Here is a 25,747-nt window from a genome sequence, read left to right as displayed (position 1 = left end):
CGGGCCGCTGCCGGGGCCGCGGGGTGCGGCACCGAACCGCGGCCGCCTTGCCGCATGCCGCCGCCCGGCGCCGTCTACGATGCTGGCAACCGCCAAGCGTCACGCGTCTTGGCCCGGGCCTGAGGAGCGGCATCATCAGCGGCAACGTTTCGGTCGAACGCAGGATCGCCGAGGAGTTGGGCGTACGCGAAGGTCAGGTGCGGGCGGCCGTCGATCTGCTCGACGGCGGTGCGACCGTGCCGTTCATCGCGCGCTACCGCAAGGAGGCCACCGGCACCCTGGACGACGAGCAGCTGCGCAACCTGGAGGAGCGGCTGCGCTACCTGCGCGAACTGGACGAGCGGCGGGCGGCCGTCCTGGAGTCCATCGAGGCGCAGGGCAAGCTCGACGACGCCCTCAAGGCGCAGATCATGGCCGCCGACTCCAAGGCCCGCCTCGAGGACATCTACCTGCCTTACAAGCCCAAGCGGCGCACCAAGGCGCAGATCGCCCGCGAGGCGGGCCTGGAACCGCTCGCCGACGCCCTGCTCGCCGACCCCGCGCTCGACCCGCAGACCGCTGCCGCGGCATATGTGTCGGCCGACAGCGGTGTCGAGGACGCGGCAGCCGCCCTGGACGGCGCCCGCGCCATCTTGACCGAGCGCTTCTCCGAGGACGCCGACCTGGTCGGCGAGCTGCGCACCCGGATGTGGAGCCGCGGCCGGCTGGTGGCGAAGGTGCGCGAGGGCAAGGAGGAGGCGGGTGCGAAGTTCGCCGACTACTTCGACTTCGCCGAGCCCTTCACCAAGCTGCCCTCGCACCGGGTGCTGGCGATGCTCCGCGGCGAGAAGGAGGAGGTCCTCGACCTCACCCTGGAGCCGGAGGAGCCCGCGGAGGGCCCCACCAGCTTCGAGCGGCGCATCGCCCAGCAGTTCGGCATCGCCGACCGCGGCAGGCCCGCCGACAAGTGGCTCGCGGACACCGTCCGCTGGGCCTGGCGCACCCGCTTCCTGGTCAGGCTCGGCATCGACCTGCGGGTCAGGCTGCGCCAGGAGGCCGAGGACGAGGCCGTACGGGTCTTCGCCACCAACCTGCGCGACCTGCTGCTGGCCGCGCCGGCCGGCACCCGCGCCACCATGGGCCTCGACCCGGGCCTGCGCACCGGTGTGAAGGTCGCCGTGGTCGACGCCACCGGCAAGGTCGTCGCCACCGACACGATCTACCCGCACGTCCCGCGTAACCGCTGGGACGAGTCGCTGGCCACACTGGCCCGGCTGGCCGCCGCCCACCGGGTGGACCTGATCGCGATCGGCAACGGCACCGCGTCCCGCGAGACCGACAAGCTCGCCGCCGAGCTGATCAAGGCGCACCCCGAGCTGAAGCTGACCAAGGCCGTGGTCTCCGAGGCGGGCGCCTCGGTCTACTCCGCCTCCGCCTACGCCTCGGCCGAGCTTCCCGACCTGGACGTCTCGCTGCGCGGCGCGGTCTCGATCGCCCGCAGGCTGCAGGACCCGCTGGCCGAACTGGTCAAGATCGACCCGCGCTCCATCGGCGTCGGGCAGTACCAGCACGACCTGTCGGAGGTGAAGCTGTCCCGCTCGCTGGACGCGGTGGTCGAGGACTGCGTGAACGGCGTCGGCGTCGACGTCAACACCGCGTCGGTGCCGCTGCTGCGCCGGGTCTCGGGCATCACCGAGGGCCTGGCCGCGAACATCGTCACCCACCGCGACGCCAACGGACCCTTCCGCACCCGCAAGGACCTCAAGGACGTCGCCAGGCTCGGCCCGAAGGCGTACGAGCAGTGCGCCGGCTTCCTGCGCATCCTCGGCGGCGACGACCCGCTGGACGCTTCGGCGGTGCACCCCGAGGCGTATCCGGTGGTCCGCAGGATCGGCACCTCCGCCGGCACCGGGATCGCCGAGCTGATCGGCAACGGGGCCGTGCTGCGCACCCTGCGCCCGCAGGACTTCGTCGACGACTCCTTCGGCCTGCCGACCGTCACCGACATCCTCGCCGAACTGGAGAAGCCCGGCCGCGACCCGCGCCCCGCCTTCAAGACCGCGGCCTTCAAGGAGGGCGTGGAGGAGATGAAGGACCTGCGCCCGGGGATGCTGCTGGAGGGCGTGGTCACCAACGTGGCGGCCTTCGGCGCCTTCGTGGACGTCGGTGTCCACCAGGACGGCCTGGTGCACGTCTCCGCTCTGTCGCGCAGCTATGTGTCGGACCCGCGGGACGTGGTGAAGTCCGGCGACATCGTGCGGGTCAAGGTGCTCGACGTGGACCTGCCGCGCAAGCGGATCTCGCTGACCCTGCGGCTGGACGACGAGCCCAGGGCCTCGGCAGGCGGCTCGGGGGCAGGGTCGGGCGGACAGGCCCCCGGCGGGGGCGGCGAGCGGCGCGGGAAGGCGCCGCGGCAGGGCGGCAGGCAGGGGCAGGGCGACCGGCGCGGCGGCTCGTCGCAGCCGCCCGCGGGCGGCGCCATGGCGGACGCGCTGCGCCGCGCGGGACTGACCGGCGGCAGGTGAAACGGGAACCAGGACGGTCTACGGTGCGTTGTGGTGGGTAAGCACCAGGCAAAGAGCGCGCGGCGTCCGGCCGCCGGACGCCGTGAACGGAGGCGGGGACAATGTCAGGTCGTGCGAAGGTCGCCATCGGCGGTGTGCTGCTCGGGTTGATCCTGCTGCACTGGATCCCGCTCTGGCTGTTCTTCCTGATCATCGTCGGCATCCCGGTCGCCGGGTACCTGGCCCTGGACTCCTCGCAGCGGCGCAGGCTGCGCCGGGTCAGTCGGCGGCAAATCGGTCGCTGACCTGGTCCTTCCCTCGGTAGGGTGAGCCATCGGTCAGGGCATCCGATCGAGGGGGAGACCGTCCGATGAGTCAGGCCACCGTCACTGCGGTCAGCAGCGACTCCGACCACCGGTTCAGCAAGCCCAACCGCGACAGCATCCGGCTGCTCGCCGGCCTCGGCGTGGAGGGTGACGCCCATCTCGGCGTCACTGTCCAACACCTGTCCCGGGTCGCCCAGGACCCGGCGCAGCCCAACCTGCGCCAGGTCCACCTGATCCATTCCGAGCTTTTCGACGAGCTGGGCGAGGCGGGCTACCGCGTGGCCCCCGGCGACCTCGGCGAGAACGTCACGACCCGGGGCATCGACCTGCTCGCCCTGCCCACCGGCACCCGGCTGCACCTGGGGGCCGACGCGGTCGTGGAGGTCACCGGGCTGCGCAATCCCTGCCTGCAGATCGACCGCTTCCGCAGCGGCCTGCTCAAGCACGTCGTCGGCCGCGACACGTCCACCGGCGAGGTGGTCCGCAAGGCCGGTGTGATGGCCGTCGTGCTGTTCCCCGGCACCCTGCGTCCCGGCGACCCGGTCACCGCGGAAATCCCCGCACCCCCGCACCGCCCCTTGGAAAGGGTCTGACCCGATGCCGCACCCCCTGTCCGCCGTCCGCTCGGTGGACGCCCTGGTCGCCTACACCGCCGGCGGCTCCCGGGTGAAGTACGTGCACTTCTGGGGCCACCGCCCGCAGCGCGACGGCAGCGTCGGCGCCGGCTGCCTCAGCCAGTGGTGGCCCGCCCCCTTCACGGTGGACGGCGTCACCTACGCCACCGCCGAGCACTGGATGATGGCCGGCAAGGCGCGGCTGTTCGGCGACCAGGACGCCGAGCGGCGGGCGCTGGCGGCCACCCACCCCAAGGCGGCCAAGGACGTCGGTCGCTCCGTGCGCGGCTTCGACGACGCGGTCTGGCAGCGGGAGCGCTTCGCCCTGGTCGCGGAGGGCAGCAGGCACAAGTTCGGCCAGCACGCGGACCTGCGGGACTTCCTGCTGGCGACCGCGGGGCGGGTGCTGGTCGAGGCCAGCCCGCTGGACCGGGTGTGGGGCATCGGCCTGGCAGCCGACGACGAGCGGGCCGCCGACCCGGCACGCTGGCGGGGCCTGAATCTGCTCGGCTTCGCCCTGATGGACGCCCGCGACCACCTCGCAGGGCAGGGCGGCCCCCAGGGCTGACCGCCCGGCCCTGCGCACGGTGGCGGGGGCCGGGCGGCCCGGGCGTCACTTCAGGTAGGGGCCGTCCGTGCCGATCTTGCCCGGCGCGGCATTGGCGCCGCCGAGGTCGAGCACGTACACCCGCATGTCGCCCTTGCCGGGGGCGGCGACGGACAGCGTGCCGCCGGTGACGGTCCGCACGTCGCCCGTGACGGCGTCCACGTAGCGGCCGTCGGGGATCCCGCTGAAGGTCGCCGCGTCGGTCACCGTCACCAGGGCGAAGCTGTCCACCCCCGACGCGGTGTCGGTGTAGCGGCGCTTGAACGACATCCCGCCGCCGCTGACCCCGTCGGTGCTGTACTGCCCCATCTGCAGCGCCGGGACCGCCCGCCGGATCTGGTTCAGCCGCTGGAGGTGTTTGACCAGCGGCTGCGCAAGAGTGGTGGCCACCGGCCCCGACGCACTGGCGACGGTGCCGAAGTCCGACGCGGTCACCGTGCCCTCCACATGGTCGCCGTAGTAGGCGCGGCCTGTGGTCGCCAGCGGGCAGCTCGGCCCGCAGTCGATCGTCTTGCCGGCCTGGAACTGGATCTCCGAGCCGTAGTACAGCGTCGGAATACCGCGGAAGGTCCACATCAGCGCCATGTTCTCGGCCCAGGCGTCCTGCCCGCCGGTGTAGCGCACGGACGACTTGTTGGGTCCGTAGTCGTGGCTGTCGACGTAGACCACGTTGTAGGTCGCGTCGTTCGTCGAGTCGTCGGAGTCCTTGCCGTTGTAGAAGGCGTTGTGCGCGTCACCGAAGTTCATGTGCATGCGCATGTCGATGATGTTCATCCCGGAGAACTTGCTGTGGTCCGGGGTGTGGTAGGCGTTGCCTTCGAGGAAGGCGTTGGTGGACGTCGGCTGGTTCCCGGTGCCGAGCTGCTCTTCGTAGTTGTACTGCTCGATGGCCGCCGTCGCGTCGTCCGGGCTGTACTCCTTGCGTTCCTTCCAGGTGTAGAACTGCGCCGAATGGTTGACGGAACCGCGGTTCCACTTGTCGTTGACGAAGGCGCCGACCTCGCCGAAGACGAAGAAGTTCTGTGCCTTGTCCTGGCCCCAGTCCTGCAGGACACGCTGCTGTATCGCGGGCAGGAAGCGGCGGTTCCAGGTGACCCGCGGGATATGTACCGCGGTGTCGATGCGGAAACCGTCGACGCCCATGTCGATGTATTTGTTGTAGGCGCCGATCAGGTAGTTCTGCACGGTGGGGTTCTCGGTGTTGAAGTCGGCGAGGTCGTCGGCGAGCCAGCAGGAACGCGAGTCCTCGCCCTCCCAGTTGCCGATCCAGCACTGGTGGTAGAGCGCGGCGGGGAACATCCCGGAAGTGGGGCTCGGCCACTGGCAGTTGTAGAGCGTGTAACCCTCGGGGCTCTTCTGGCCGGTGGGCTTGCCCCAGTTCAGACAGGTGTTGCCGGACGGCTCGGCGGTCGACCACAGGTCGCCGTTGTAGTACGACTTACCGGTCTTGGGGTCGATCGTCAGACCGTCGTATTCGAAGCCCGGTTCCTTCTCGTCGTAGTACCACGACCACTGGGCATCCCTGACCCCGTAGACCGTCGGCACGAAAAGGCCCTTGGCGCCCCAGCGGGAGCTGTGGTTGTAGACCACGTCCTGGTAGATCTTGATCCCCTTGGCATGGGCCGCGTTGATCAGGTCCTGGTACGACGCCCCCGCCGACTCCAGGCGCGGGTCGACCCGGTAGAAGTCCCAGCCGTGGTAACCGTGGTAGTCGTAGTCGCTGCGGTTCAGCACCACCGGGGTGATCCAGATGGCGGAGAAGCCGAGCGCTTTGACGTAGTCGAGTTTCTGCACCAGCCCCTTGAAGTCGCCGCGGAACATCGGGTCGTCGTTCGCCGCGTTGCCGGACGCCACGTCCTGGTTGCCGCCGCGGTCGTTGCTGGTGTCGCCGTCGTAGAAGCGGGCGGTCAGCACGAAGTAGATCGGGTCCTTGCGCGGGTCGGTGCCGAGCATCTGGCCGGGAGTGGCAGGCGGCGGTGCGTGCCCGGTGGTGGCGGTCGCCGCGGCCGATGCGGCGGATGCGTTGCCCGCCGCGTCCAGGGCCACGACCGTGTACGTGTAGGTCGTCTCCGCGTCGAGGCCCGAGTCGGAGAAGACCGTGGAGCCCACGCTGGTGACGACGGTGCCCTTCGTCCCGCCGGTGCGGGTCACCCGGTAGCCCGTCACCGCGGTGTCGTCGGTGGACGGGTCCCAGGTCAGCACCACGGAGGTGTCGGTGGCCGACGCCTTGACCGCGCCGGGCACGGTGGGGGGCGTGGTGTCGGGGACGACGGCCGCACAGGGGTCGGCGGCGTTCGCGGTGACCTTGGTGTCCTTGACCGTGCTGACCCCGGAGGACAGCGCGTAGTTGGCGCCGTTGTTGTTGTCCCAGGTGCCGTTGCCGTTGTTGAAGGTGGCCGCCAGGCCGGTCGCGCCCTGGAGGTCGACGGTCTTCTTCACCCAGCCGGTGCAGGCCGCCTCCATGCCGACGCCCGGTACGGTCGTCCAGGCCTTGCCGTTCGGTGCGTAGTGCAGGTTGACAGTGGTCCAGCCGACGGTCGCAGTGGAGTAGAAGACCGTCGCCGAGGTGCCGGGCGGCGGGTCCGTGGTGCCGCCCGCACACGGGTCGCTGTGCGCGATGGCGCCGTCCTTGACGGTGATGGTGCCCGTGCCCAGGGCGTAGTTCTTGCCGCCGTTGTTGTCCCACGTGCCCTGGCCGTTGTTGAAGGTGGCCTGCCACCCGGTGGCCGTGCCCAGGTCGACGGTCTTCTTCACCCAGCCGGTGCACGCCGCCTCCATGGCGACGCCCGGCACCGTCGTCCAGCTGCCGCCGTCCGGTGCCCAGTGCAGGTTGTAGGCCGACCAGTTGGACGAGGCGGTCGAGTAGTAGACGGTGGCGGTGTTGCCGGTGGCCGCCGCGGCGGGTGCGGCGCCGGTGGACAGGGCGGGCAGCAGGGCGGCCAGCAGCCCGGTGACGACGGCGAGTGCGGCCGCCAGCGGGCCTGGCCCGGTTCTGCGGTGTTGGCGCGAAAGAGGTCCCACACAGGCTCCTCGGACGGGGCCGCGCATGCGGCCGGTGTCGCGGATGCCGTCCGCTCCGCGCGCCACGGAACCAACGGCCGGATATCTTGCGCAAGTTGCTGCAAGAACCTTCGCGAGGTTACTGGGACATGTGAGTGGCGTAAAGATGTGCGGACGGATCCGCCGCCACGCCCCACGTAAGGTGCTGTGCGGGTGCCGCGGTTGCATCCGATCGGCACCGTTCGCGAAGGGGTGGCAGGGCACATGACGGAGCGTCTGGTGGTCATCGGCGGTGACGCGGCGGGCATGTCCGCCGCGTCCCAGGCGCGGCGCCGCAGGGCCGCCGACGACCTGGAGATCGTCGCCTTCGAGCGCGGGCACCACACCTCGTACTCCGCCTGCGGCATCCCGTACTGGATCGGCGGCGCCACCCAGGGTCCCGACGCGCTGGTCGCCAGGACCGCGGCCGAGCACCGCGCCCGGGCCATCGACCTGCGGCTCGGCACCGAGGTCACGCAGATCGACCCCGAGCGCGGTCGGGTCCGCAGCCGGGACGCCGCCGGGACCGAGCAGTGGACCGGCTACGACCAGCTGGTCATCGCCACCGGCGCCGTCCCCGTACGCCCGCCGCTGCCCGGCATCGACGCGCCCGGCGTCCACGGCGTGCAGACCCTGGACGACGGCGAAGCGGTGCTGCGCGGCCTCGGCCGCGAGGGAGTGCGCCGGGCGGTCGTGGTGGGCGGCGGCTACATCGGCGTGGAAATGGCCGAGGCGATGCTGCGGCACGGCCTCGACGTGACGCTGATCGACCGCAACGAGCAGCCGATGACCACCCTCGACCCCGACATGGGGCGCCTGGTGCGCGACGCACTCGAAGGACTGGGCGTGCGGGTGGTCTCGGGCACCTCGGTCCGCGCGGTCCTGACCGGGGACGACGGCCGCGCCGGGGCCGTCGCCACCGACGACGCCGAACATCCCGCGGACCTGGTGGTGCTCGGCCTGGGAGTGCGCCCGCAGACCGGCCTGGCCGCCGAGGCCGGGCTGCCGCTCGGCGCCCACGGCGGCCTGCTCACCGACCGTGCCATGCGCGTGCTCGGCACAGGCAATGTGTGGTCGGGCGGCGACTGCGTCGAGGTGCTCAACCTCGTCTCCGGCGCCATGCAGCACATCGCGCTCGGCACCCACGCCAACAAGCACGGCAGGATCATCGGCATCAACATCGGCGGCGGCTACGCGACCTTCCCCGGCGTCGTCGGCACCGCGGTGAGCAAGGTCTGCGACGTCGAGATCGCCCGCACGGGCCTGAAGGAGTCCCAGGCGCGTGCCGCCGGGCTGCAGTACGTGACCGCGGTCATCGAGTCGACCAGCCGCGCGGGCTACTACCCCGACGCGGCCCTGATGACGGTCAAGATCCTCGCCGAGCGCCGCACCGGGCGGCTTCTCGGCCTGCAGATCGTCGGCCGCGAAGGCGCGGCCAAGCGCGTCGACATCGGCGCGGTCGCCCTGACCGCGGGCATGACGGTGGAGCAGATGATCGGCCTCGACCTCGGCTACGCCCCGCCCTTCTCGCCGGTGTGGGACCCGGTCCTGGTCGCGGCCCGCAAGGCGGCCGACGCGGTCGCCGCGGACAGCGCGGCCGGCTGACGGCGGCGGGGCGGGCTCGGTACCGAACGGGCGGGCGTACGGAGCCGGTTGCGTACGGCGCGGGTCGTGTAAGGGGCGGGCGCCTGCCGTCGTGCGGTCAGGACTGCTGCGCCGCCAGCTTGCCGAGGGCTTCGAGCAGCGGCGGGAGCGAGGGGCCGCGCCCGACCGGCAGCACCTGGCCCGGGGCCTCGTCGAGCAGCACGAAGGCCATGTCGTCGGTCCTGGCGACCAGGGACCAGCCGGGTCCGTCGGCCCGGAGCGAGCCGCCGGTGGTGCGGACGCGGCCCGGCGGCGGGGGAGTGCGCAGGTACTCCTCGGCGTCCTGCAGCGCGCGGCGGACACCGCCGTGGGAGACCGGGGCGGCGGGCGGCGCCTGGTCCTCGGCGCCGGCGTCCGCGGCGGCGGGGACCTCGGCCTCGCCGGCCTCCTGAGCGTCGGCAGGGGCGGGGCCGTCGCCGGCGTCGGGACCCGCGGGGGCGTCGGCCGGGGCGTCACCGGCCGCGGGTTCCGCTTCCGCTTCCTGCACGGCTTCCGCTTCCGCCGCCGGTGCGGCCGCGGGGGCCAGTTGGTCGCGCCACTCGTACCAGTGGACGGCGATCTCGTCGGCACCCAGCCGCCGCTGCGGCGGCCCCCACACCGAGATGTCGGGGGGCGCGAGCGCAGGCCCCGCCGCCTCGTCCGCGGGGTCGTGCGGCGCCGGGACACCCGGCACCGCGACGGCGACCGGCAGCGGCCAGCCGGGCAGCGAGGCGGCCAGGCTCTCCTCGCCCGGGGCGAGTTCGTATTCGAGGCCGCAGTCCCAGGCCGCCAGCGCGCACGCGACCATGGCGGCGTCGGTGGTTGCCACCGTCCAGCGGGCGCCGCCGCCGTCCTGACCGAACATCAGGCCGTAGCCGTCGGGCAGCGGGGTGAGGCCGAGCTGCGCGCACGCGGCGGGGTAGTCGTCGCCGAGCACACCGGGGAAGCGCTCGGGTGTCAGCATCGCGGCCGTCAGCACGAACAGCTCGTCGTCCTGCGTGCCTTCCGCCGTGGTCATGTGACGCCCCTCCCTCTCGTTCCGGTCCGCGCACCTTAACCAGCGGGTAACGTCCGCGTCGAGAGGGGGCGCGCCCGCTCAGGGGGAGGTGTTTTGCGGACCTTGTGTGCACCGGATGGCGCACCGGGCGGGGCGGCCGCTCACCCGGCCGCGTCCAGGTCCGCCAACGTGGTCCGCAGCCAGCCGAGTTCGGCGCGGGTGGTGGCCCGCGCGATGACCAGCACGCCCTGCCGGAAGGGGTCGTCCACCTCCTCCGCGCTCACCGGGCGGTCGTCGGCGTAGAAGAAGCTCGACGGCTCCTCCAGGAAGGCCAGCCGGCGGCGCAGCACCGCGGCCTGCGCGGCGGGGTCGGCCAGGTGCCGCAGGAAGGCGAGCAGGGTGAACCACCGGTTCTCGTTGCTGACATCCAGCGGCTCGGGGTCCGCGAGGCGGCGCATCAGCTCGGCGCGGCCCTCCTCGGTCAGGCTGAGTACATGCCGCGGTGCGGCCACCGCGCCGGGCTGCGGGTCGCGGCGCAGCCAACCCGCCTTCTCCATCCGCTTGATCGCCGGGTAGAGCGTGCTCTCCGCGATCGGCTTGATGTGCCCGGTCAGCGCGGCGACGCGTTTGCGCAGCTCATAGCCGTGCAGCGGCGTCTCGTGGAGGAAACCCAGGATCGACAGTTCCAGCATGAGCCCCATCCTCCCATGGTCTCGCTGTACAGCGTTGACGCTATACATCGTGGACGATGTATAGTCCGCGGTGTGCCCGGCGCTGCGGCGGCCCGGCATTGCACGGACACGGCTTCGTATGACCAGGGAGAGAGGCGGCAGTGATGCAGCAGACGGAGTTCGGCCCCGCGGGCGCGTACATCCGGTGGACGGAGTCGCAGGGCGCGGGACCGGCGCGCGTCCATGTGCACGGGCTGGGCGCGGCCTCGGGTCCGTACACCGCCCACCTGTCGGCGTACGGCGAACTCGCCGGGCGGCGCACGCTCTACGTCGACCTGCCGGGTTTCGGCATCAGCGACCGCCCCGCCGACTTCGGCTACGGCCTGGAGGACCACGCGGGCGCACTCGCCGCCGTCCTGGACGCGGCCGGTGTGCGCGGCGCCGAGGTGGTCGGGCACAGCATGGGCGGCTCGGTGGCGATCGTGCTGGCCTACCGCAGGCCGGAACTGGTCTCCCGGCTCGTCCTGGCGGAGGCGAACCTCGACCCGGGGCCGCTGTCCGGCGCCGCGAGCAGCGGGATCGCCGGCTGGCCCGAGGAGGAGTTCGTGCACGGCGGCGGCTTCGCCGCGACGCTGGAGAAGGTCGGCTGGCTGTGGCGCTCCACGATGCGCCTCGCCGATCCGCTGGCCCTGCACCGCAGCGCCTGCGGGCTGCTGCGCGGCACGGACCCGACGATGCGCGCCATGCTGACCGGCCTCGACATCCCGCGCACCTATCTGGTCGGCGACGCGGGCGACGACATCGCCGGCCTCGACGGCGTGGCCGCGTCCGGTGTGCGGGTGGTGCGGGTGCCTGACTCCGGGCACTGCATCATGTTCGACAACCCGCGGGCGTACGCGGCGGCGATCGCGGACGGCGCCTGACGCCCCGGCGCCGGGCCTTCCCGCGAGAACCGGCAGGGAGCCGTCCGGCTCCGATACCGGCCATGCATCATGGTGGCATGATCACCCTGCGTTCCGTGGCCCTCTTCGTGCTCGCCGCCGTCCTGGAGATCGGCGGCGCCTGGCTGATCTGGCAGGGGGTGCGCGAGCACCGCGGCATCGCGTGGATGGGTGCGGGCGTCGTGGCCCTGGGCCTCTACGGATTCGTCGCGACCCGGCAGCCGGACGCCGAATTCGGCCGCATCCTGGCCGCGTACGGCGGTGTCTTCGTGGCGGGCTCGCTGTTGTGGGGCGTCGTCGCCGACGGTTACCGGCCGGACCCTTTCGACATCGCCGGGGCGGTGATCTGCCTGGTCGGGGTGGGCGTCATCATGTACGCGCCGCGAGGCGGCTGAAATCCGCCGTTCCCGGTCCGCGCGGGGCGTTTCGGACGGCTCGGCACGCCGAGGCGGGGTTGCCGAAGTGCGCCCGGCGCGACAGGCTCTAGGGCAGGGGAGACGGGAGGCAGGGCGATGACGGTGAGCAACAGGCTCGCGTGGCTGCTCGACGATCTGACACAGCGTGTGCCGCATGTGAAGCACGCGCTCGTCCTGTCCAACGACGGTCTGGTCACCGGGGCCAGTGGCGGCCTCGACCGGCAGGAGGCCGAGCATCTGGCAGCGGTCTCGTCCGGTTTCCACAGCCTCGCCAAGGGTGCGGGACGGCAGTTCGGCACCGGCGGGGTCCGGCAGACCATGGTCGAGTTCGACGAGGGCTACCTCTTCGTGACCGCGGCGGGGGACGGCAGCTGCCTGTCGGTGCTGAGCGGCATGGAGGCCGACGCCGGGCGGGTCGCGTACGAGATGACGCTGCTGGTGCACCGCGTCGGTGAACATCTGGGCGTCGCCGCCCGCGGGAACGGCTCGCCGTTCTGACCTGAATCCGACCCGCCCCGATCTGCGGGAACGGAAGTTATCCACAGGGCTGAGAACGCGTGTTCGCGGTGCGCGCTAGAGTCGTCACTGTCAGTAGTTGACCGATGCGGGGAGTGATGACAGTGGCAACGAAGACCGGAACGGCACGTGTGGCGGGTCTCGCAGGCGCGGCGGGCGGGGCGCGGACCCTCACCCTCAACCGGGCGCGCGAGGAACTGGGCCTGGACTTCACGGAGTTCGAGCTGGCTCTGCACCTGGGTGAGATCGCCACAATCGGCGGCGGCACGGACCGGCCGCGGGTGGCGGAGGCGGAGATCGCCAGAGTGCGGGCGGCGGCGGGCGGCACACCGGCCCTGCTGGCCAGGATCCGGCTCGTCAACACCACCGAGGGCGCCGAGCTGCTGGGGATCAGCCGGGACCGGATGCTCCGGCTGACCAGGGCGGGCTGCGTCCGCCCCGCGCGCTGGTACGTGAACCGCTACCGCGCCCTGGTCTGGCTCTATCCCGCGGGCGAGCTGGAGGCCTTCGCGGCGGGCAGCCCCGCACTGCTGGCCGGGCGGCTGCCCGCTGCGGTGCGCGAGTCGGCCGACGAGGGCGAGGACCAGCGGCCGCGCGGCTGGCGGTCCCGCCGGGTCGCCCAACTGGCCAGGGACGCACGGGATCCCTGGGAGGAGGCCGCGGTGTGGGCCGCGCTGCTCGGACCCGAGATGACCGAGTCGGCGGTGCCCGATCCCTATGAGCGCTCCCGGCTGCGCAGGATCCACCAGGTGCTGCCGCCCGGGCGGCCAGGACCGCTCGCGGACGGCGCGCTGATCGCCCGGCTCACCACGGCCGACCACCCCGACGAGATCGCCCTCGGGCTGGTCGCACTGGCCGACGCGCTCGGCAGGGCAAGGGACCTTGACCCGGTGCCGCGGCCGGCCCCGGCCGTCCCGCAGGCGCCGCCGCCCGCGCGGGTGGTGCGGAAGAAGGGCGGCGGGCTCGTGCCCGCGTCGGCCGCCGGGCGTGCCGTCGTCCCCGCGCCCGTACCGCTGCCCCTGCCTGCGCCCGTACCGCTGCCCGCGCCGGCATCCGCGCCTGCGTCCGTGGTCGCCACGGCACCGCTGCCCGCTCCGGCGCCCGCTCCGGCTCTTGCGCCCGCGGGCCGGACCGCGCCCGCGCCCTGGGCGGCGGAGGACCGGCCGCGGCGGAGTCTGCGCAGGCTGCTGCGGGGGAGGCGGCAGGTCAGCGACGGCTGAGGCCGCGGGGCGGACGGCGTTGGGGCGCGCGGCCTCACAGCTCGCCGACGCCGGTGAGCCTGATCACCGCCCGGCCCTCCTCGTCGGAGGCCGCCAGGTCGACCTCGGCGGAGATGCCCCAGCCGTGGTCGCCGTTGGGGTCGGCGAAGGTCTGGCGCACCCGCCACAGCCCGTGCTCGGGCTGCTCCTCGATCATCAGCAGCTTCGGGCCGCGGGCGTCGGGACCGGTGCCCAGGTCGTCGTACTCGTCCCAGTAGGCGTCCATCGCCTCCGCCCAGGTGTCGGCGTCCCAGCCGGACTCCGCGTCCAGCTCGCCCAGCTGGTGGTACTTCTCCAGCGCCGCCAGCTCCACCCGGCGGAAGAGGGCGTTGCGCACCAGCACCCGGAAGGCGCGGGCGTTCGCGGTGACCGGCTTGACCTGGTCGGCGCGCTCCGCGGCCTCCTCCGCGCTCTCCTCCTCGGGGTTGGCCAGTTGCTCCCACTCGTCCAGCAGGCTGGAGTCGACCTGCCGGACCAGCTCACCGAGCCAGGCGGTCAGATCCTGGAAGTCCTCGGACTTGAGGTCGTCGGGCACGGTGTGCTCCAACGCCTTGTAGGCGCCTGCCAGATAGCGCAGGACGATGCCCTCGGTCCTGGCCAGCTCGTAGTACGAGGTGAATTCGGAGAACGTCATCGCGCGCTCGTACATGTCGCGCACCACGGACTTGGGGGACAGCGGATGGTCACCGACCCACGGGTGGCTCTTGCGGTACACGCCGTAGGCGTGCAGCAGCACCTCTTCCATCGGCTTGGGGTAGGACACGTCCTGCAGGCGCTCCATGCGCTCCTCGTACTCCACGCCGTCGGCCTTCATCTCGGCCACCGCGTCGCCCCTGGCCTTGTTCTGCTGGGCGGCCAGGATCTGCCGCGGGTCGTCCAGCGTCGACTCGACCACGGACACCATGTCCAGCGCATAGGAGGGGGAGTCGGGGTCGAGCAGCTCGAAGGAGGCGAGAGCGAAGGTCGACAGCGGCTGGTTCAGCGCGAAGTCCTGCTGCAGGTCCACCGTCAACCGGACGATCCTGCCCTCCGCGTCCGGCTCTGCGAGCCGCTCCACCACGCCGCCGGCCAGCAGCGACCGGTAGATGGCGATGGCCCGCCTGATGTGCCGCAGCTGCGCGCGGCGGTCCTCGTGGTTGTCCTCCAGCAGGCGGCGCATCGCCTCGAAGGCGTTGCCCGGGCGGGCGATCACCGACAGCAGCATCGCGTGGGTGACCCGGAAGCGCGAGGTCAGCGGCTCGGGGTCGGAGGCGATGAGCTTCTCGAAGGTGCCCTGCGACCAGCCGACGAAGCCCTCGGGCGCCTTCTTGCGCACCACCTTGCGGCGCTTCTTCGGGTCGTCCCCTGCCTTCGCGAGCGCCTTCTCGTTCTCGATGACGTACTCGGGCGCCTGCGCCTCGACGAAGCCCGCCGTGTCGAAGCCGGCCCGCCCGGCGCGGCCGGCGATCTGGTGGAACTCCCGGGCGCGCAGCACCCGCACCCGCTGCCCGTCGTATTTGGTGAGCGCGGTGAACAGCACCGTGCGGATCGGCACGTTGACGCCGACGCCGAGCGTGTCCGTACCGCAGATCACCTTCAGCAGCCCGGCCTGCGCCAGCTTCTCCACCAGACGGCGGTATTTGGGCAGCATGCCCGCGTGGTGCACACCGATGCCGTGCCGGACGTAGCGCGACAGGTTGCGGCCGAAGGCGGTGGTGAAACGGAAGTTGCCGATCAGGTCGGCGATGGCGTCCTTCTCCGCCCGCGAGCACATGTTGATGCTCATCAGCGCCTGCGCCCGCTCCACGGCCGCGGCCTGGGTGAAGTGCACGATGTAGACCGGCGACTGACGGGTCTCCAGCAGTTCGGTCAGCGTCTCGGTCAGCGGGGTGCTGCGGTACTCGTAGCTCAGCGGCACCGGGCGGGTCGCCGACCGCACCACCGCGGTGGGCCGCCCGGTGCGCCGGGTCAGGTCCTCCTCGAAGCGCGACACGTCACCGAGAGTGGCCGACATCAGCAGGAACTGCGCCTGCGGAAGTTCCAGCAGCGGGATCTGCCAGGCCCAGCCGCGGTCGGGCTCGGCGTAGAAGTGGAATTCGTCCATGACCACCTGGCCGACGTCGGCGTCCCTGCCGTCCCGCAGTGCGATCGAGGCCAGGACCTCGGCCGTGCAGCAGATGACCGGGGCGTCGGGGTTGACCGAGGCGTCGCCGGTCAGCATGCCGACGTTCTCGGTGCCGAAGAGTTTGCACAGGTCGAAGAACTTCTCCGACACCAGCGCCTTGATCGGCGCGGTGTAGAAGGTCACCTCGTCCCGGGCCAGTGCCGCGAAGTGCGCACCCGCTGCGACCAGGCTCTTTCCCGATCCGGTCGGGGTGGAAAGGATCACGTTCGCACCCGAGACGACCTCGATCAGCGCCTCCTCCTGGGCGGGGTAGAGCGAGATGCCCTCGCCCTGCGCCCACGTCGAGAACGCTTCGAAGAGGGCATCGGGGTCGGCATCGGACGGCAGCTGATCGATAAGGGTCACCCCACCATCTTGCCTGTCCTGGCCGTCCTAGGCGGAACCGGAGGCGGCAGCCGTGATCATCGGCGATAGGGTGTGCCGTCGACCACGCGTCAACTCCGCCTGCGGGCGGCACTTCTGGGGGACGGAGCAGCACGATGATGGGACCAGCGCACTCACTGTCCGGAGCGGCGGCCTGGCTGGGCGTCGGAGCGGCGGCGGCAGGCCTCGGCCACCCGATGCCCTGGCCGACGGTCCTGGTGGGAGCGCTGATCTGCGCGGGCGCGGCACTGGCTCCCGACCTGGACCACCAGGCGGCGACGATCTCCCGGGCGTTCGGGCCGCTGTCCCGGGCGCTGTGCAAGATCGTGGACGGGCTGGCGCACGCCACGTACAAGGCGACCCGCAAGAAGGGCGACCCGCGGCGGGCCGGCGGCCACCGCACGCTGACCCACACCTGGCTGTGGGCCGTCCTGGTCGGCGGCGGCTTCTCTGCGGCTGCGGTCTACGGGGGCCGCTGGGCGGTGCTGGTCATCCTGTTCATCCACATGGTGCTGGCGGTGGAGGGCCTGCTGTGGCGGCAGGCCAGGATGTCCAGCGACGTGCTGGTGTGGCTGCTCGGGGCGACCAGCGCCTGGATGCTCGCCGACGTGCTGGACGACCCGGGCAACGGCAAGGACTGGCTGTTCACCCAGCCCGGCCAGCACTACCTGTGGATCGGGCTGCCGATCGTGCTCGGCTCGCTGGTGCACTGCATCGGCGACGCGCTGACCGTCTCCGGCTGCCCCGTACTGTGGCCGATCCCGATCGGGCGGCGCCGCTGGTATCCGGTCGGCCCGCCGAAGTTCATGCGCTTCCGCGCGGGGAGCTGGGTGGAGATCAAGGTCCTCACCCCGGTCTTCTTCGTGGTCGGCGGCGGCTGCGCGCTGGGCGCCCTCGGCGTCATCGGCTGACCTCCCGCCCGGCTCCGCCCCGCACTGCGAGGCGGGCCGGGAGCGGGTCAGCCGTGCCAGGACCGCCACAGGGCCGCGTAGGCGCCGTCGGCCGCGACCAACTGGTGGTGGCTGCCCATCTCGCTGATCCTGCCGTCCTCGACCACCGCGATCACGTCGGCGTCGTGCGCGGTGTGCAGCCGGTGCGCGATGGCGACGACCGTGCGGCCGTCCAGCACCCGCGACAGCGACCGCTCCAGGTGCCGGGCGGCCCGCGGGTCGAGCAGCGAGGTCGCCTCGTCGAGTACCAGGGTGTGCGGGTCGGCGAGTACCAGCCGGGCCAGCGCGAGCTGCTGGGCCTGCGCCGGGGTGAGCACGGTGCCGCCCGAGCCGACCTCGGTGCCCAGGCCCTCGGGCAGCGCCCGCGCCCACTCCTCGGCGTCGACCGCCCGCAGCGCGTCCCACATGTCCTCGTCCACCGCGGCGGCCCTGGCCAGCTGCAGGTTGTCGCGGAGGGTGCCGACGAAGACGTGGTGCTCCTGGTTGACCAGGGCCACATGCTCGCGGACCCGCTCGGCCGGCATCCTGGCCAGTTCCGCACCGCCGAGGGTGACCTCGCCGGTGCGCGGCGCGTAGATCCCGGCGAGCAGCCTGCCCAGCGTGGACTTGCCCGCGCCCGAAGGGCCGACCAGCGCCAGCCGGGTGCCGGGCGGCACGTCGAGGCTGATGCCGTGCAGCACGTCGGCGCCTTTGCGGTAGCCGAAGCGCACCTGGTCCGCGGAGACCTCGCGGCCCTGCGGGGAGATCCGCCCGTCCCCGGCCGACTCCTCGACCTCGCGCACCCCGACCAGCCGGGCCAGCGAGACCTGGGCGACCTGCAGCTCGTCGTACCAGCGCAGGATGAGGTTGACCGGGTCCACCAGCATCTGGGCGTACAGAGCGCCGGTGGTCAGCTCGCCCGCCGACACCCATCCGTTCAGCGCGAAGGCGCCGCCGATCATCAGCACCGCGGTCAGGATCAGCGTGTGCGTGGCGTTGATGACCGGGAAGAGGACCGTGCGCAGCCACATCGTGTAGCGCTCCCACGCCACCCACTGGCCGATCCGCTGCCGCGACAGCTCCTCCCTGCGCCCGCCCAGGCCATGCGCCTCGATGGTGCGGCCGGCGTCGACGGACTCGGCGAGCACCGCGGCGACGGCCGCGTACCCGGCGGCCTCGGAGCGGTAGGCCTGCGGGGCGCGGCGGAAGTACCAGCGGACGCCCACCAGCAGCACCGGCAGGGCGACCAGCACCGACAGCGCGAGCGGCGGCGAGGTCACGGCGAGCGCGCCCAGCAGCAGCCCCGCCCAGACCACGGCGATGGCCAGCTCGGGCACGGCCTCGCGCATCGCGTTGGCCAGCCGGTCGATGTCCGTGGTGATCCGGGAGAGCAGGTCACCCGTTCCCGCGCGCTCCAGGACGCCGGGCGGCAGCGACACCGACCGGACCAGGAAGTCCTCCCGCAGGTCGGCCAGCATCAGTTCGCCGAGCACCGCACCGCGCAGCCGCACCAGCCGCACGAAGAAGGCCTGCACCGCGAGTGCGGCCAGGAAGAAGGCCACCGTCCGGCCCAGGTGCACGTCCCGCCTGCCGTCGGAGAGGTCCTGGACCAGGCGGCCGAGCAGATACGGACCGACCATCGAGGCCAGCACGGCCACCGTGTTCACGCCCACCAACAGCGCGAAGGCACCCCGGTGCCGACGGGCCAGCTCGCGGACGTAGGCGCGCACGGTCGCGGGTGAGCCCACCGGCAGGGTGCTGCTCTGCCGGGGCGCGGCCGGGTCGTACTCCGGCGGTCGCACGCCGATCATGCGGACTCCTCCATCGTGGCGGCGGTGTGCGGGGGGCGGGCGGGCGCGGGGACCGGCTCCGGGGCGGGGTCGGGCTCGCGGGTCACGACGGCCCGGTAGCGCGGGTCGGTGCGCAGCAGGTCGTGGTGGGTGCCGGCGGCGACCGCGGTGCCGTCGTCCACGAAGACCACCCGGTCGGCCCGGTCCAGCATCAGCGGGCTGGAGGTCAGTACGACGGTGGTGCGCCCCGCCCTGACCGCCCCGAGGGCGCGCGCGATACGCGCCTCGGTGTGCGCGTCGACCGCCGACGTCGGCTCGTCGAGCACCAGCACCTCGGGGTCGGCCACCAACGAGCGGGCCAGTGCCAGCCGCTGCCGCTGCCCGCCGGACAGCGAACGGCCGCGTTCTGTGATCGTGGCGCGCATCGGGTCGGGCCGTCCCGTGGAGCCGCCGGGGTCCACCAGCGACTGGGCCAGCGCGTCCAGCACGTCACCGCACTGGGCCGCGGCCAGCGCCTCGTCGGGTGTGACCCGCCCCGTCGACGGCACCGCGAGCAGCTCCGCCAGGGTGCCGGACAGCAGCACCGGGTCCTTGTCCTGCACCAGCACCGCGGTCCTGACCGCGGCCAGCGGCAGCGCGTCGAGCGGGTGCCCGCCGAGCGTCGCCGAGGGCTCGGTGCCGGTGCCGGACGGGCTGTGGCCGCCGAGCCGGTCCGCAAGCCGCCCCGCGGCGTCCGGGTCGCCGCACACCACCGCGGTCAGCTGCCCTGGCGTGGCGCGCAGCCCGGTCAGCGGGTCGTGCAGATCGCCGGCCAGTTCGGGAAGGGCCGCGGCGCCCCGTCCTCCGTCGGCGGCCGGCTCGGCGTTCTCCTGGCCGCGGCTGAGCGCCAGCACCCGGGCCGCGCGTTTGGCGGAGGGCCGGGAGAAGGACCAGGCCATGGCGATCTCCTCGAAGTTGCGCAGCGGCATCATCAGGAAGGCCACGGAGCCGTAGACGGTGACCAGTTCGCCCACCGAGATCCGCCCGTCCAGCGCCAGCCGGGCGCCGTACCAGGCCACGGCCACCAGCAGCAGGCCGGGCAGCAGCACCTGGACCGCGCTGATCAGCGCCCACATCCGGGCGCTGTGCACCGCGGCGGCCCGCACCTGCTGGGAGGCGCGGCGGTAGCGTTCGAGGAAGAGGTCCTCGCCGCCGATGCCGCGCAGCACCCGCAGGCCCGCGACGGTGTCCGAGGCCAGTTCCGTGGCCTTGCCCGCCTTCTCCCGCTGCAGGTCGGCCCGCCGGGTCGCGGCGGGCAGCAGCGGCAGCACCGCGAGCGCGAGCACCGGTACCGAGGCGGCCACCACCACGCCCAGCGCGGGCTGGTAGACCAGCAGGGCGAGGGCCACCCCGACGGTGGCGAGCAGCGCCGAGGTGAAGCGGGCCAGCGCCTCGACGAACCAGCCGATCTTCTCGACGTCGCCGGTGCTGACCGCCACCACCTCGCCCGCCGCCACCCGCCGGGTGAGCACCGCGCCCAGCTCGACGGTCTTGGCCGCGAGCAGCTGCTGCACGCGGGCCGCCGCGCTGATCCAGTTGGTCACCGCCGTGCGGTGCAGCATCGTGTCGCCGAGCGCGGTGAGCACCCCCAGCAGCAGCATCAGCGCGCCGGCCAGGCCGAGGCGCTTGCCCGAGCCGTCCACCACCGCCTGTACGGCCAGGCCGACGGCCACGGGGAAGGACGCGACGGCGGCCATGTGCAGGGTGCCCCAGGCGGCGGCGAGCACCTGGCCGCGCCACTGCCGTATCTCCAGCCAGAGCAGCAGCCGGAAGCCCGACCGGGAGTCGGGCACACCGGGGTCGGACAGCGGAAGATCGCGTAGGGACGTCATGATGTCCTGGGGTCGGAGCGGGGGATTGCGGGAATCAGGGACTCGCCGGACGGAACGGGAGAAAGGGTGCCAAGTGCGGTCCGCAACCGTGTAACCCTCGCGAATTCACCTCGCCCGGTCAACCTCTTTTTCTGCGCCCGCCGGGAATGGCGGCAACAACTTGCAGTAAAGCGACGAAAGTTCTTCCGTCAACGTCTTGACGTGTACGCACCGGCGGCGGGAAGCTCCTGGGCGGAACCCGAGGGACCGGTGTTCCGGCAACTCCCCCCACCCGGCGGCCAGGCGCGTGGCTGCCTTCGCAGGGGCACCGCTGTGCCCGCTCTCCGAAGGAGCCGCCCATGAGATCCCGTGTCCTGAACGGCCTGCTCGCCGCCGCCGTCGCGGCAGCAGGACTGTTCGCCGCCTCCCTCCAGCAGGCGCAGGCGACACCTCCCGGCAGCAAGGACGTCACGGCGACGCTCTTCCAGTGGCGCTACGACTCGGTCGCCAAGGCCTGCACCGACCAGCTCGGCCCGGCCGGCTACGGCTTCGTGGAGGTCTCACCGGCCACCGAGAACATCCAGGGCGACCAGTGGTGGACCTCCTACCAGCCGGTCAGCTACAAGCTGCAGAACCGCCTCGGCAACGAGGCGTCGTTCGCCGGCATGGTCAACACCTGCCACGCCGCCGGTGTGAAGGTCGTCGCTGACGCGGTCATCAACCACATGTCGGCCGGCTCCGGTACGGGCACCGCGGGCACCGCCTACAGCAAGTACAACTACCCCGGTTACTACCAGGACCAGGACTTCCACACCTGCCGGACGAACATCAGCAACTACCAGGACCGCTCCAACGTCCAGAACTGCGAGCTGGTCGGCCTCGCCGACCTCGACACCGGCAGCGACTACGTCCGCAGCACCATCGCCGGCTACCTCAACCACCTGCTCTCGCTGGGCGTGGACGGCTTCCGCATCGACGCCGCCAAGCACATGGCCGAGACCGACCTCGCGGCGATCAAGTCCAAGCTCAGCAACCCGAACGTCTACTGGGCGCAGGAGGCGATCTACGGCGCGGGCGAGGCCGTGCAGCCCGGCGAGTACGTCAACACCGGCGACGTGGACGCCTTCCAGGGCGCCTTCGACCTCAAGCGGATCTTCAACGGGCAGCAGCTCGCGTCACTGAAGACCTGGGGCGCGTCCTGGGGCGCCGGCTACGTCTCCAGCGACAAGGCCCGCACCTTCGTCGACAACTGGGACACCGAGCGCAACGGCTCGACCCTCAGCTACAAGGACAACGCGACCTACACCCTGGCCAACGTCTACATGCTGGCCTGGCCCTACGGCTCGCCGAACGTCTACTCCGGCTACGAGTTCTCCAACAACGACGCAGGGCCGCCCAACGGCGGCACCGTGAACGCCTGCTACAGCGACGGCTGGAAGTGCCAGCACGCCTGGCCGCAGATCGCCGGCATGGTCGGCTTCCGCAACGCCGTCGCCGGCACCGCGGTGACCAACTGGTGGGACAACGGCAACAACGCCATCGCCTTCGGCCGCGGCGGCAAGGGCTTCGTCGCCATCAACCACGAGGGCGGCCCGCTCACCCAGACCTTCACCACCTCGCTGCCCGCCGGCACCTACTGTGACGTGCAGCACAGCGGGGCCGGCTACTCCGTCGGCTCCGACGGCAGGTTCACCGCCACCATCGGCGCCAACGACGCCGTCGCCCTCTACACAGGCGGACCCTGCGGCGCCACGGGAGGCACGACCGGCGGCAGCACCGGGAGCACGGGGAGTACGGGCGGCACCACCGCGTCCGGCGCGTCCTTCGCGGTGAACGCCACCACTGTCTTCGGCCAGAACATCTACGTGGTCGGCGACAACTCCACCCTCGGCAACTGGAACACCGGCAGCGCGCTGCTGCTGTCCTCGGCCGCCTACCCGGTGTGGAAGCTGGACGTCACGATGCCCGCGGGCACCGCCTTCCAGTACAAGTACATCCGGAAGGACGGCAGCGGAAACGTGACCTGGGAGTCCGGCGCCAACCGGACGGCCACCGTCCCGTCCGGCGGCAAGGTCGTACTGAACGACACCTGGCGGAACTGAACCGCGGGCGCGTTCACCGACCCGCCGATTCACCCCTCTGTGGCAGGACGCGGCACACTGTGGTCTTCCACCGATCTTGACCACAGAGGGGACCCCCACCCATGAAGGGCTTCCGTACCTTCCTGCTGCGCGGCAACGTCGTCGACCTCGCGGTCGGCATCGTCATCGGCGCCGCCTTCACCGCCCTGGTGAACGGCTTCGTCAAGGCGTTCCTGACCCCCATCGTCGGCCTCGTCAGCGGCGCCACCGGTGACTTCAGCAAGAAGTCCTTCCGCGCCTCCGACGTCACCTTCCCGTACGGCATCTTCATCGACGCCACGATCAGCTTCGTGATCGTGGCCGCGGTGATCTACTTCCTGGTCGTGCTGCCGATGAACCGGATGCAGGAGAAGTTCTTCCCCAAGGCCACCGGCGCCCCCATGCGCGAGTGCCCGGAGTGCCTGACCGCGATACCGGCCGCCGCCAAGCGCTGCAGCGCCTGCACCGCTCCCATACCGCCGTCCGTGGGCAGCCAGGGCGGCCCGGTGGGCGCCGGCAAGTAGCGCTCAGCAGCGGCGCGGCTCCGCCGCCTCGTCCTGGTCGAGGGCCGCGAGCAGCGCGGACAGCGCCGCGCGGCCGCCGTCGTCCAGCGGCGCCAGGATCTCGGCGGCGGCGGTCCTCCTGGCGAGCCGCAGGTCGGCCAGGGCCCGGCGGCCGCCGTCGCGCAGCTCGATCCTGATCACCCGGCGGTTATACGGATCCGGCACCCGGCGCAGCAGCTCCCGCTCCTCCAGTGCGTCCACCAGCGTCGTCACCGCCCGCGGGACCACGTCGAGGCGCTGGGCGAGGTCGGCCATCCGCGGCGGCTCGTCGCAGTGCGCCAGGGTGCGCAGCAGCCGGGCCTGCGCCGGAGTGATGCCCAGCGGTTCGAGCAGCCGGCGCTGCGCCCTGTGCAGCCGCCGGCTCAGCCCGGTCAGCTGGTCGGCGAGCCGGCTGGTGACCTCGTCGGCGGGCGGCACCGCGGCCGACCGCGCGGCGGCGGCGTCCCGGGCCGCGGCTTCCGGTGCTGCTTCCCGTGCTGCTTCCCGAGTGGGCTCGATGGTGCGGGTGTCCATGGAATACAGGGTAGCAGGAGGCAGTTCACTGTGAGCGTAGGTAACAATGACCTACACTCTCCTTCGAGAGTCGCGCACACCTGACACTGCCGTCCCGTCCCGAGGAGTCCTTTGCGCCCCGACAACGATCTCGTCTCCCGGTGGACCCCACCGAAGAAGAAGCCCGCCGCGCCCACCGACGTCCGCCGCATCATGCGGCTCTTCCGCCCTTACCGCGCCCGGCTGGCCGTCGTGGGCGTCCTCGTCGGCCTGTCCTCGCTGGTCTCGGTCGCCTCGCCGTTCCTGCTGCGGGCCATCCTGGACACCGCGATCCCGCAGGGCCGCACCGGGCTGCTGAGCCTGCTCGCGCTCGGCATGATCGCCACCGCCGTCGCCACCGGCGTCTTCGGCGTCCTGCAGACCCTGATCTCCACCACCGTCGGCCAGCGCGTCATGCACGACCTGCGGACCGCCGTCTACGAGCGGCTGCAGCGCATGTCGCTGGCCTTCTTCACCCGCACCCGCACCGGCGAGGTGCAGTCCAGGATCGCCAACGACATCGGCGGCATGCAGGCCACCGTCACCTCGACGGCGACCTCGCTGGTGTCCAACGCCACCGCCGTGATCGCCTCGGTCGTGGCGATGGCCGCGCTGGACTGGCGGCTGACCGTCGTCTCACTGCTGCTGCTCCCGCTGTTCGTCTGGATCGCCCGGCGGGTCGGCCGCGAGCGCAAGAAGATCGCCACCGAGCGGCAGAAGCAGATGGCCTCGATGTCGGCGATCGTCACCGAGTCGCTGTCGGTCAGCGGCATCCTGCTCGGCCGCACCATGGGCCGCGCCGACTCGCTCACCCGCGACTTCTCCGCCGAGTCCGAGCGCCTGGTGGACCTGGAAGTGCGCTCCAACATGCAGGGCCGCTGGCGGATGGCCGTCATCGGCATCGTGATGTCCGCGATGCCCGCGCTGCTGTACTGGGCCGCCGGGCTGACCACCGGCCACGGCGGACCCGCGATCTCCATCGGCACCCTGGTCGCCTTCGTCTCGTTGCAGCAGGGCCTGTTCCGGCCCACCGTCTCGCTGCTCGCCACCGGTGTGCAGGTGCAGACCTCGCTCGCGCTCTTCCAGCGCATCTTCGAATATCTCGATCTGCCGCTGGACATCACCGAGCGCCCCGGCGCGCGGAGTCTGGAGTCCGTACGCGGCGACGTCGCCTTCGAGGGCGTGGACTTCGCCTACGACCCCGAGTCCGGCGCCCCCACGCTGAGCGGCATCGACGTGGCCGTGCCCGCGGGCGGCAGCCTCGCCGTCGTCGGCGCGACCGGCTCGGGCAAGAGCACCCTGAGCTACCTGGTGCCGCGGCTGTACGACGTCACGGCCGGCCGGGTCACCGTCGACGGCACCGACGTCCGCGACCTGACCTTCGACACGCTGGCCTCCGCCGTGGGCGTCGTCTCGCAGGAGACCTACCTCTTCCATGCCTCGGTCGCCGAGAACCTGCGCTTCGCCAAGCCGGACGCGACCGACGAAGAGATCCACGCCGCCGCCGAGGCCGCCCAGATCCACGACCACATCACCGGCCTGCCCGACGGCTACGACACGCTCGTCGGCGAACGCGGCTACCGCTTCTCCGGCGGTGAGAAGCAGCGGCTGGCCATCGCCCGCACGATCCTGCGCAACCCGCCGGTGCTGATCCTGGACGAGGCCACCAGCGCCCTGGACACCAGGACCGAGCAGGCCGTGCAGGACGCCATCGACACCCTGTCGGCCGGGCGCACCACCATCACCATCGCCCACCGGCTCTCCACCATCCGCGACGCCGACCAGATCGTGGTCCTCGACGCCGGACGGATCGTCGAACGCGGCACCCACGACGAACTCCTCGCCGCGAACGGCCGCTACGCGGCGCTGGTGCGCCGCGACACCCAACTGGCCACCAGCGCGCCCTGACGCGTTCCGGCAGCCGCCCTGCTCACCGGGCGAGCGA

20 protein-coding genes are annotated in these 25,747 nt (G+C 72.2%); 13 read left to right on the top strand and 7 right to left on the bottom strand.

Features of this window, described 5'->3' with window-relative positions; all coding sequences use genetic code 11:
• Positions 1 to 134 precede the first annotated feature (134 nt).
• From JT723_RS16645 to ybiA, 4 genes are all read left to right on the top strand, one after another.
• Positions 135 to 2,504 (top strand): Tex family protein, encoded by a 2,370-nt coding sequence (locus JT723_RS16645; RefSeq protein ID WP_205045613.1) that lies wholly within the window; start codon positions 135 to 137, stop codon positions 2,502 to 2,504.
• Between the two features lie 101 nt (positions 2,505 to 2,605).
• Positions 2,606 to 2,788, top strand: a complete 183-nt coding sequence (locus JT723_RS16640) for a tail-anchor membrane protein (RefSeq protein ID WP_205045427.1) — start codon at positions 2,606 to 2,608, stop codon at positions 2,786 to 2,788.
• 65 nt (positions 2,789 to 2,853) lie between these two features.
• Positions 2,854 to 3,402 carry an MOSC domain-containing protein gene (locus JT723_RS16635; protein WP_205045426.1) on the top strand — a complete coding sequence of 183 codons (549 nt, stop codon included), beginning with the start codon at positions 2,854 to 2,856 and terminating at the stop codon, positions 3,400 to 3,402.
• 4 nt (positions 3,403 to 3,406) lie between these two features.
• On the top strand, positions 3,407 to 3,991 hold the full coding sequence (ybiA, locus tag JT723_RS16630; RefSeq protein ID WP_205045425.1) for a riboflavin biosynthesis intermediates N-glycosidase: 585 nt from the start codon (positions 3,407 to 3,409) through the stop codon (positions 3,989 to 3,991).
• Positions 3,992 to 4,036: 45 nt separating this feature from the next.
• Here the strand turns inward: ybiA and JT723_RS16625 are convergent, their stop codons facing one another.
• Positions 4,037 to 7,051, bottom strand: a complete 3,015-nt coding sequence (locus JT723_RS16625; RefSeq protein WP_372441324.1) for a carbohydrate binding domain-containing protein — start codon at positions 7,049 to 7,051, stop codon at positions 4,037 to 4,039.
• A 243-nt stretch (positions 7,052 to 7,294) separates the two neighbouring features.
• Between JT723_RS16625 and JT723_RS16620 the strand changes: the two genes are divergently transcribed.
• The gene (locus JT723_RS16620) at positions 7,295 to 8,674 is read left to right on the top strand and encodes an FAD-dependent oxidoreductase (protein WP_205045424.1); all 1,380 of its coding nucleotides are present in this window, start codon (positions 7,295 to 7,297) and stop codon (positions 8,672 to 8,674) included.
• A 97-nt stretch (positions 8,675 to 8,771) separates the two neighbouring features.
• Here the strand turns inward: JT723_RS16620 and JT723_RS16615 are convergent, their stop codons facing one another.
• On the bottom strand, positions 8,772 to 9,710 hold the full coding sequence (locus JT723_RS16615) for a hypothetical protein (protein ID WP_205045423.1): 939 nt from the start codon (positions 9,708 to 9,710) through the stop codon (positions 8,772 to 8,774).
• Between the two features lie 140 nt (positions 9,711 to 9,850).
• Complete coding sequence (locus JT723_RS16610; protein ID WP_205045611.1) at positions 9,851 to 10,381, bottom strand: PadR family transcriptional regulator; 531 nt, start codon at positions 10,379 to 10,381, stop codon at positions 9,851 to 9,853.
• A gap of 143 nt (positions 10,382 to 10,524) precedes the next feature.
• On the opposite strand from JT723_RS16610, the gene JT723_RS16605 reads away from it, so the two are divergent.
• From JT723_RS16605 to JT723_RS16590, 4 genes are all read left to right on the top strand, one after another.
• Positions 10,525 to 11,283 (top strand): alpha/beta fold hydrolase, encoded by a 759-nt coding sequence (locus JT723_RS16605; protein WP_205045610.1) that lies wholly within the window; start codon positions 10,525 to 10,527, stop codon positions 11,281 to 11,283.
• Between the two features lie 77 nt (positions 11,284 to 11,360).
• A complete protein-coding gene (locus JT723_RS16600) occupies positions 11,361 to 11,696 on the top strand; it encodes a YnfA family protein (RefSeq protein ID WP_205045422.1) in 336 nt (111 codons plus the stop codon).
• A 117-nt stretch (positions 11,697 to 11,813) separates the two neighbouring features.
• On the top strand, positions 11,814 to 12,215 hold the full coding sequence (locus tag JT723_RS16595; RefSeq protein WP_205045421.1) for a roadblock/LC7 domain-containing protein: 402 nt from the start codon (positions 11,814 to 11,816) through the stop codon (positions 12,213 to 12,215).
• Positions 12,216 to 12,331: 116 nt separating this feature from the next.
• The gene (locus JT723_RS16590; RefSeq protein WP_205045420.1) at positions 12,332 to 13,453 is read left to right on the top strand and encodes a DUF6397 family protein; all 1,122 of its coding nucleotides are present in this window, start codon (positions 12,332 to 12,334) and stop codon (positions 13,451 to 13,453) included.
• A 34-nt stretch (positions 13,454 to 13,487) separates the two neighbouring features.
• Here JT723_RS16590 and JT723_RS16585 read toward each other — a convergent pair whose 3' ends face one another.
• The gene (locus tag JT723_RS16585; RefSeq protein ID WP_205045419.1) at positions 13,488 to 16,001 is read right to left on the bottom strand and encodes a DEAD/DEAH box helicase; all 2,514 of its coding nucleotides are present in this window, start codon (positions 15,999 to 16,001) and stop codon (positions 13,488 to 13,490) included.
• Between the two features lie 134 nt (positions 16,002 to 16,135).
• On the opposite strand from JT723_RS16585, the gene JT723_RS16580 reads away from it, so the two are divergent.
• Positions 16,136 to 16,930: a metal-dependent hydrolase gene (locus JT723_RS16580; protein ID WP_205045418.1), complete on the top strand. Its 795-nt coding sequence runs from the start codon at positions 16,136 to 16,138 to the stop codon at positions 16,928 to 16,930.
• A 47-nt stretch (positions 16,931 to 16,977) separates the two neighbouring features.
• On the opposite strand, the gene JT723_RS16575 is transcribed toward JT723_RS16580, so the two are convergent.
• Positions 16,978 to 18,759 (bottom strand): ABC transporter ATP-binding protein, encoded by a 1,782-nt coding sequence (locus JT723_RS16575; protein ID WP_205045417.1) that lies wholly within the window; start codon positions 18,757 to 18,759, stop codon positions 16,978 to 16,980.
• Complete coding sequence (locus JT723_RS16570; protein WP_205045416.1) at positions 18,756 to 20,609, bottom strand: ABC transporter transmembrane domain-containing protein; 1,854 nt, start codon at positions 20,607 to 20,609, stop codon at positions 18,756 to 18,758. Before JT723_RS16570 ends, JT723_RS16575 begins: the two co-directional genes overlap by 4 nt.
• Positions 20,610 to 20,947: 338 nt before the next feature.
• Here JT723_RS16570 and JT723_RS16565 point away from each other — a divergent pair, with 338 nt between their 5' ends.
• Positions 20,948 to 22,690 carry a carbohydrate-binding module family 20 domain-containing protein gene (locus JT723_RS16565; RefSeq protein ID WP_205045415.1) on the top strand — a complete coding sequence of 581 codons (1,743 nt, stop codon included), beginning with the start codon at positions 20,948 to 20,950 and terminating at the stop codon, positions 22,688 to 22,690.
• 101 nt (positions 22,691 to 22,791) lie between these two features.
• Entirely contained in the window at positions 22,792 to 23,232 is a 441-nt protein-coding gene (gene mscL / locus JT723_RS16560; RefSeq protein WP_205045414.1) for a large conductance mechanosensitive channel protein MscL, read from the top strand.
• A 3-nt stretch (positions 23,233 to 23,235) separates the two neighbouring features.
• Here the strand turns inward: mscL and JT723_RS16555 are convergent, their stop codons facing one another.
• Positions 23,236 to 23,784 (bottom strand): MarR family winged helix-turn-helix transcriptional regulator, encoded by a 549-nt coding sequence (locus tag JT723_RS16555; protein WP_205045413.1) that lies wholly within the window; start codon positions 23,782 to 23,784, stop codon positions 23,236 to 23,238.
• A 192-nt stretch (positions 23,785 to 23,976) separates the two neighbouring features.
• Between JT723_RS16555 and JT723_RS16550 the strand changes: the two genes are divergently transcribed.
• Complete coding sequence (locus JT723_RS16550; protein ID WP_205045609.1) at positions 23,977 to 25,710, top strand: ABC transporter ATP-binding protein; 1,734 nt, start codon at positions 23,977 to 23,979, stop codon at positions 25,708 to 25,710.
• The last annotated feature ends 37 nt before the right edge of the window (positions 25,711 to 25,747 follow it).

The sequence above is a fragment of the Actinacidiphila bryophytorum genome, assembly GCF_016916835.1.
GTDB classification, from domain to species: Bacteria; Actinomycetota; Actinomycetes; order Streptomycetales; family Streptomycetaceae; genus Actinacidiphila; species Actinacidiphila bryophytorum.
This window is presented reverse-complemented; position numbering and strand designations above follow the sequence as displayed.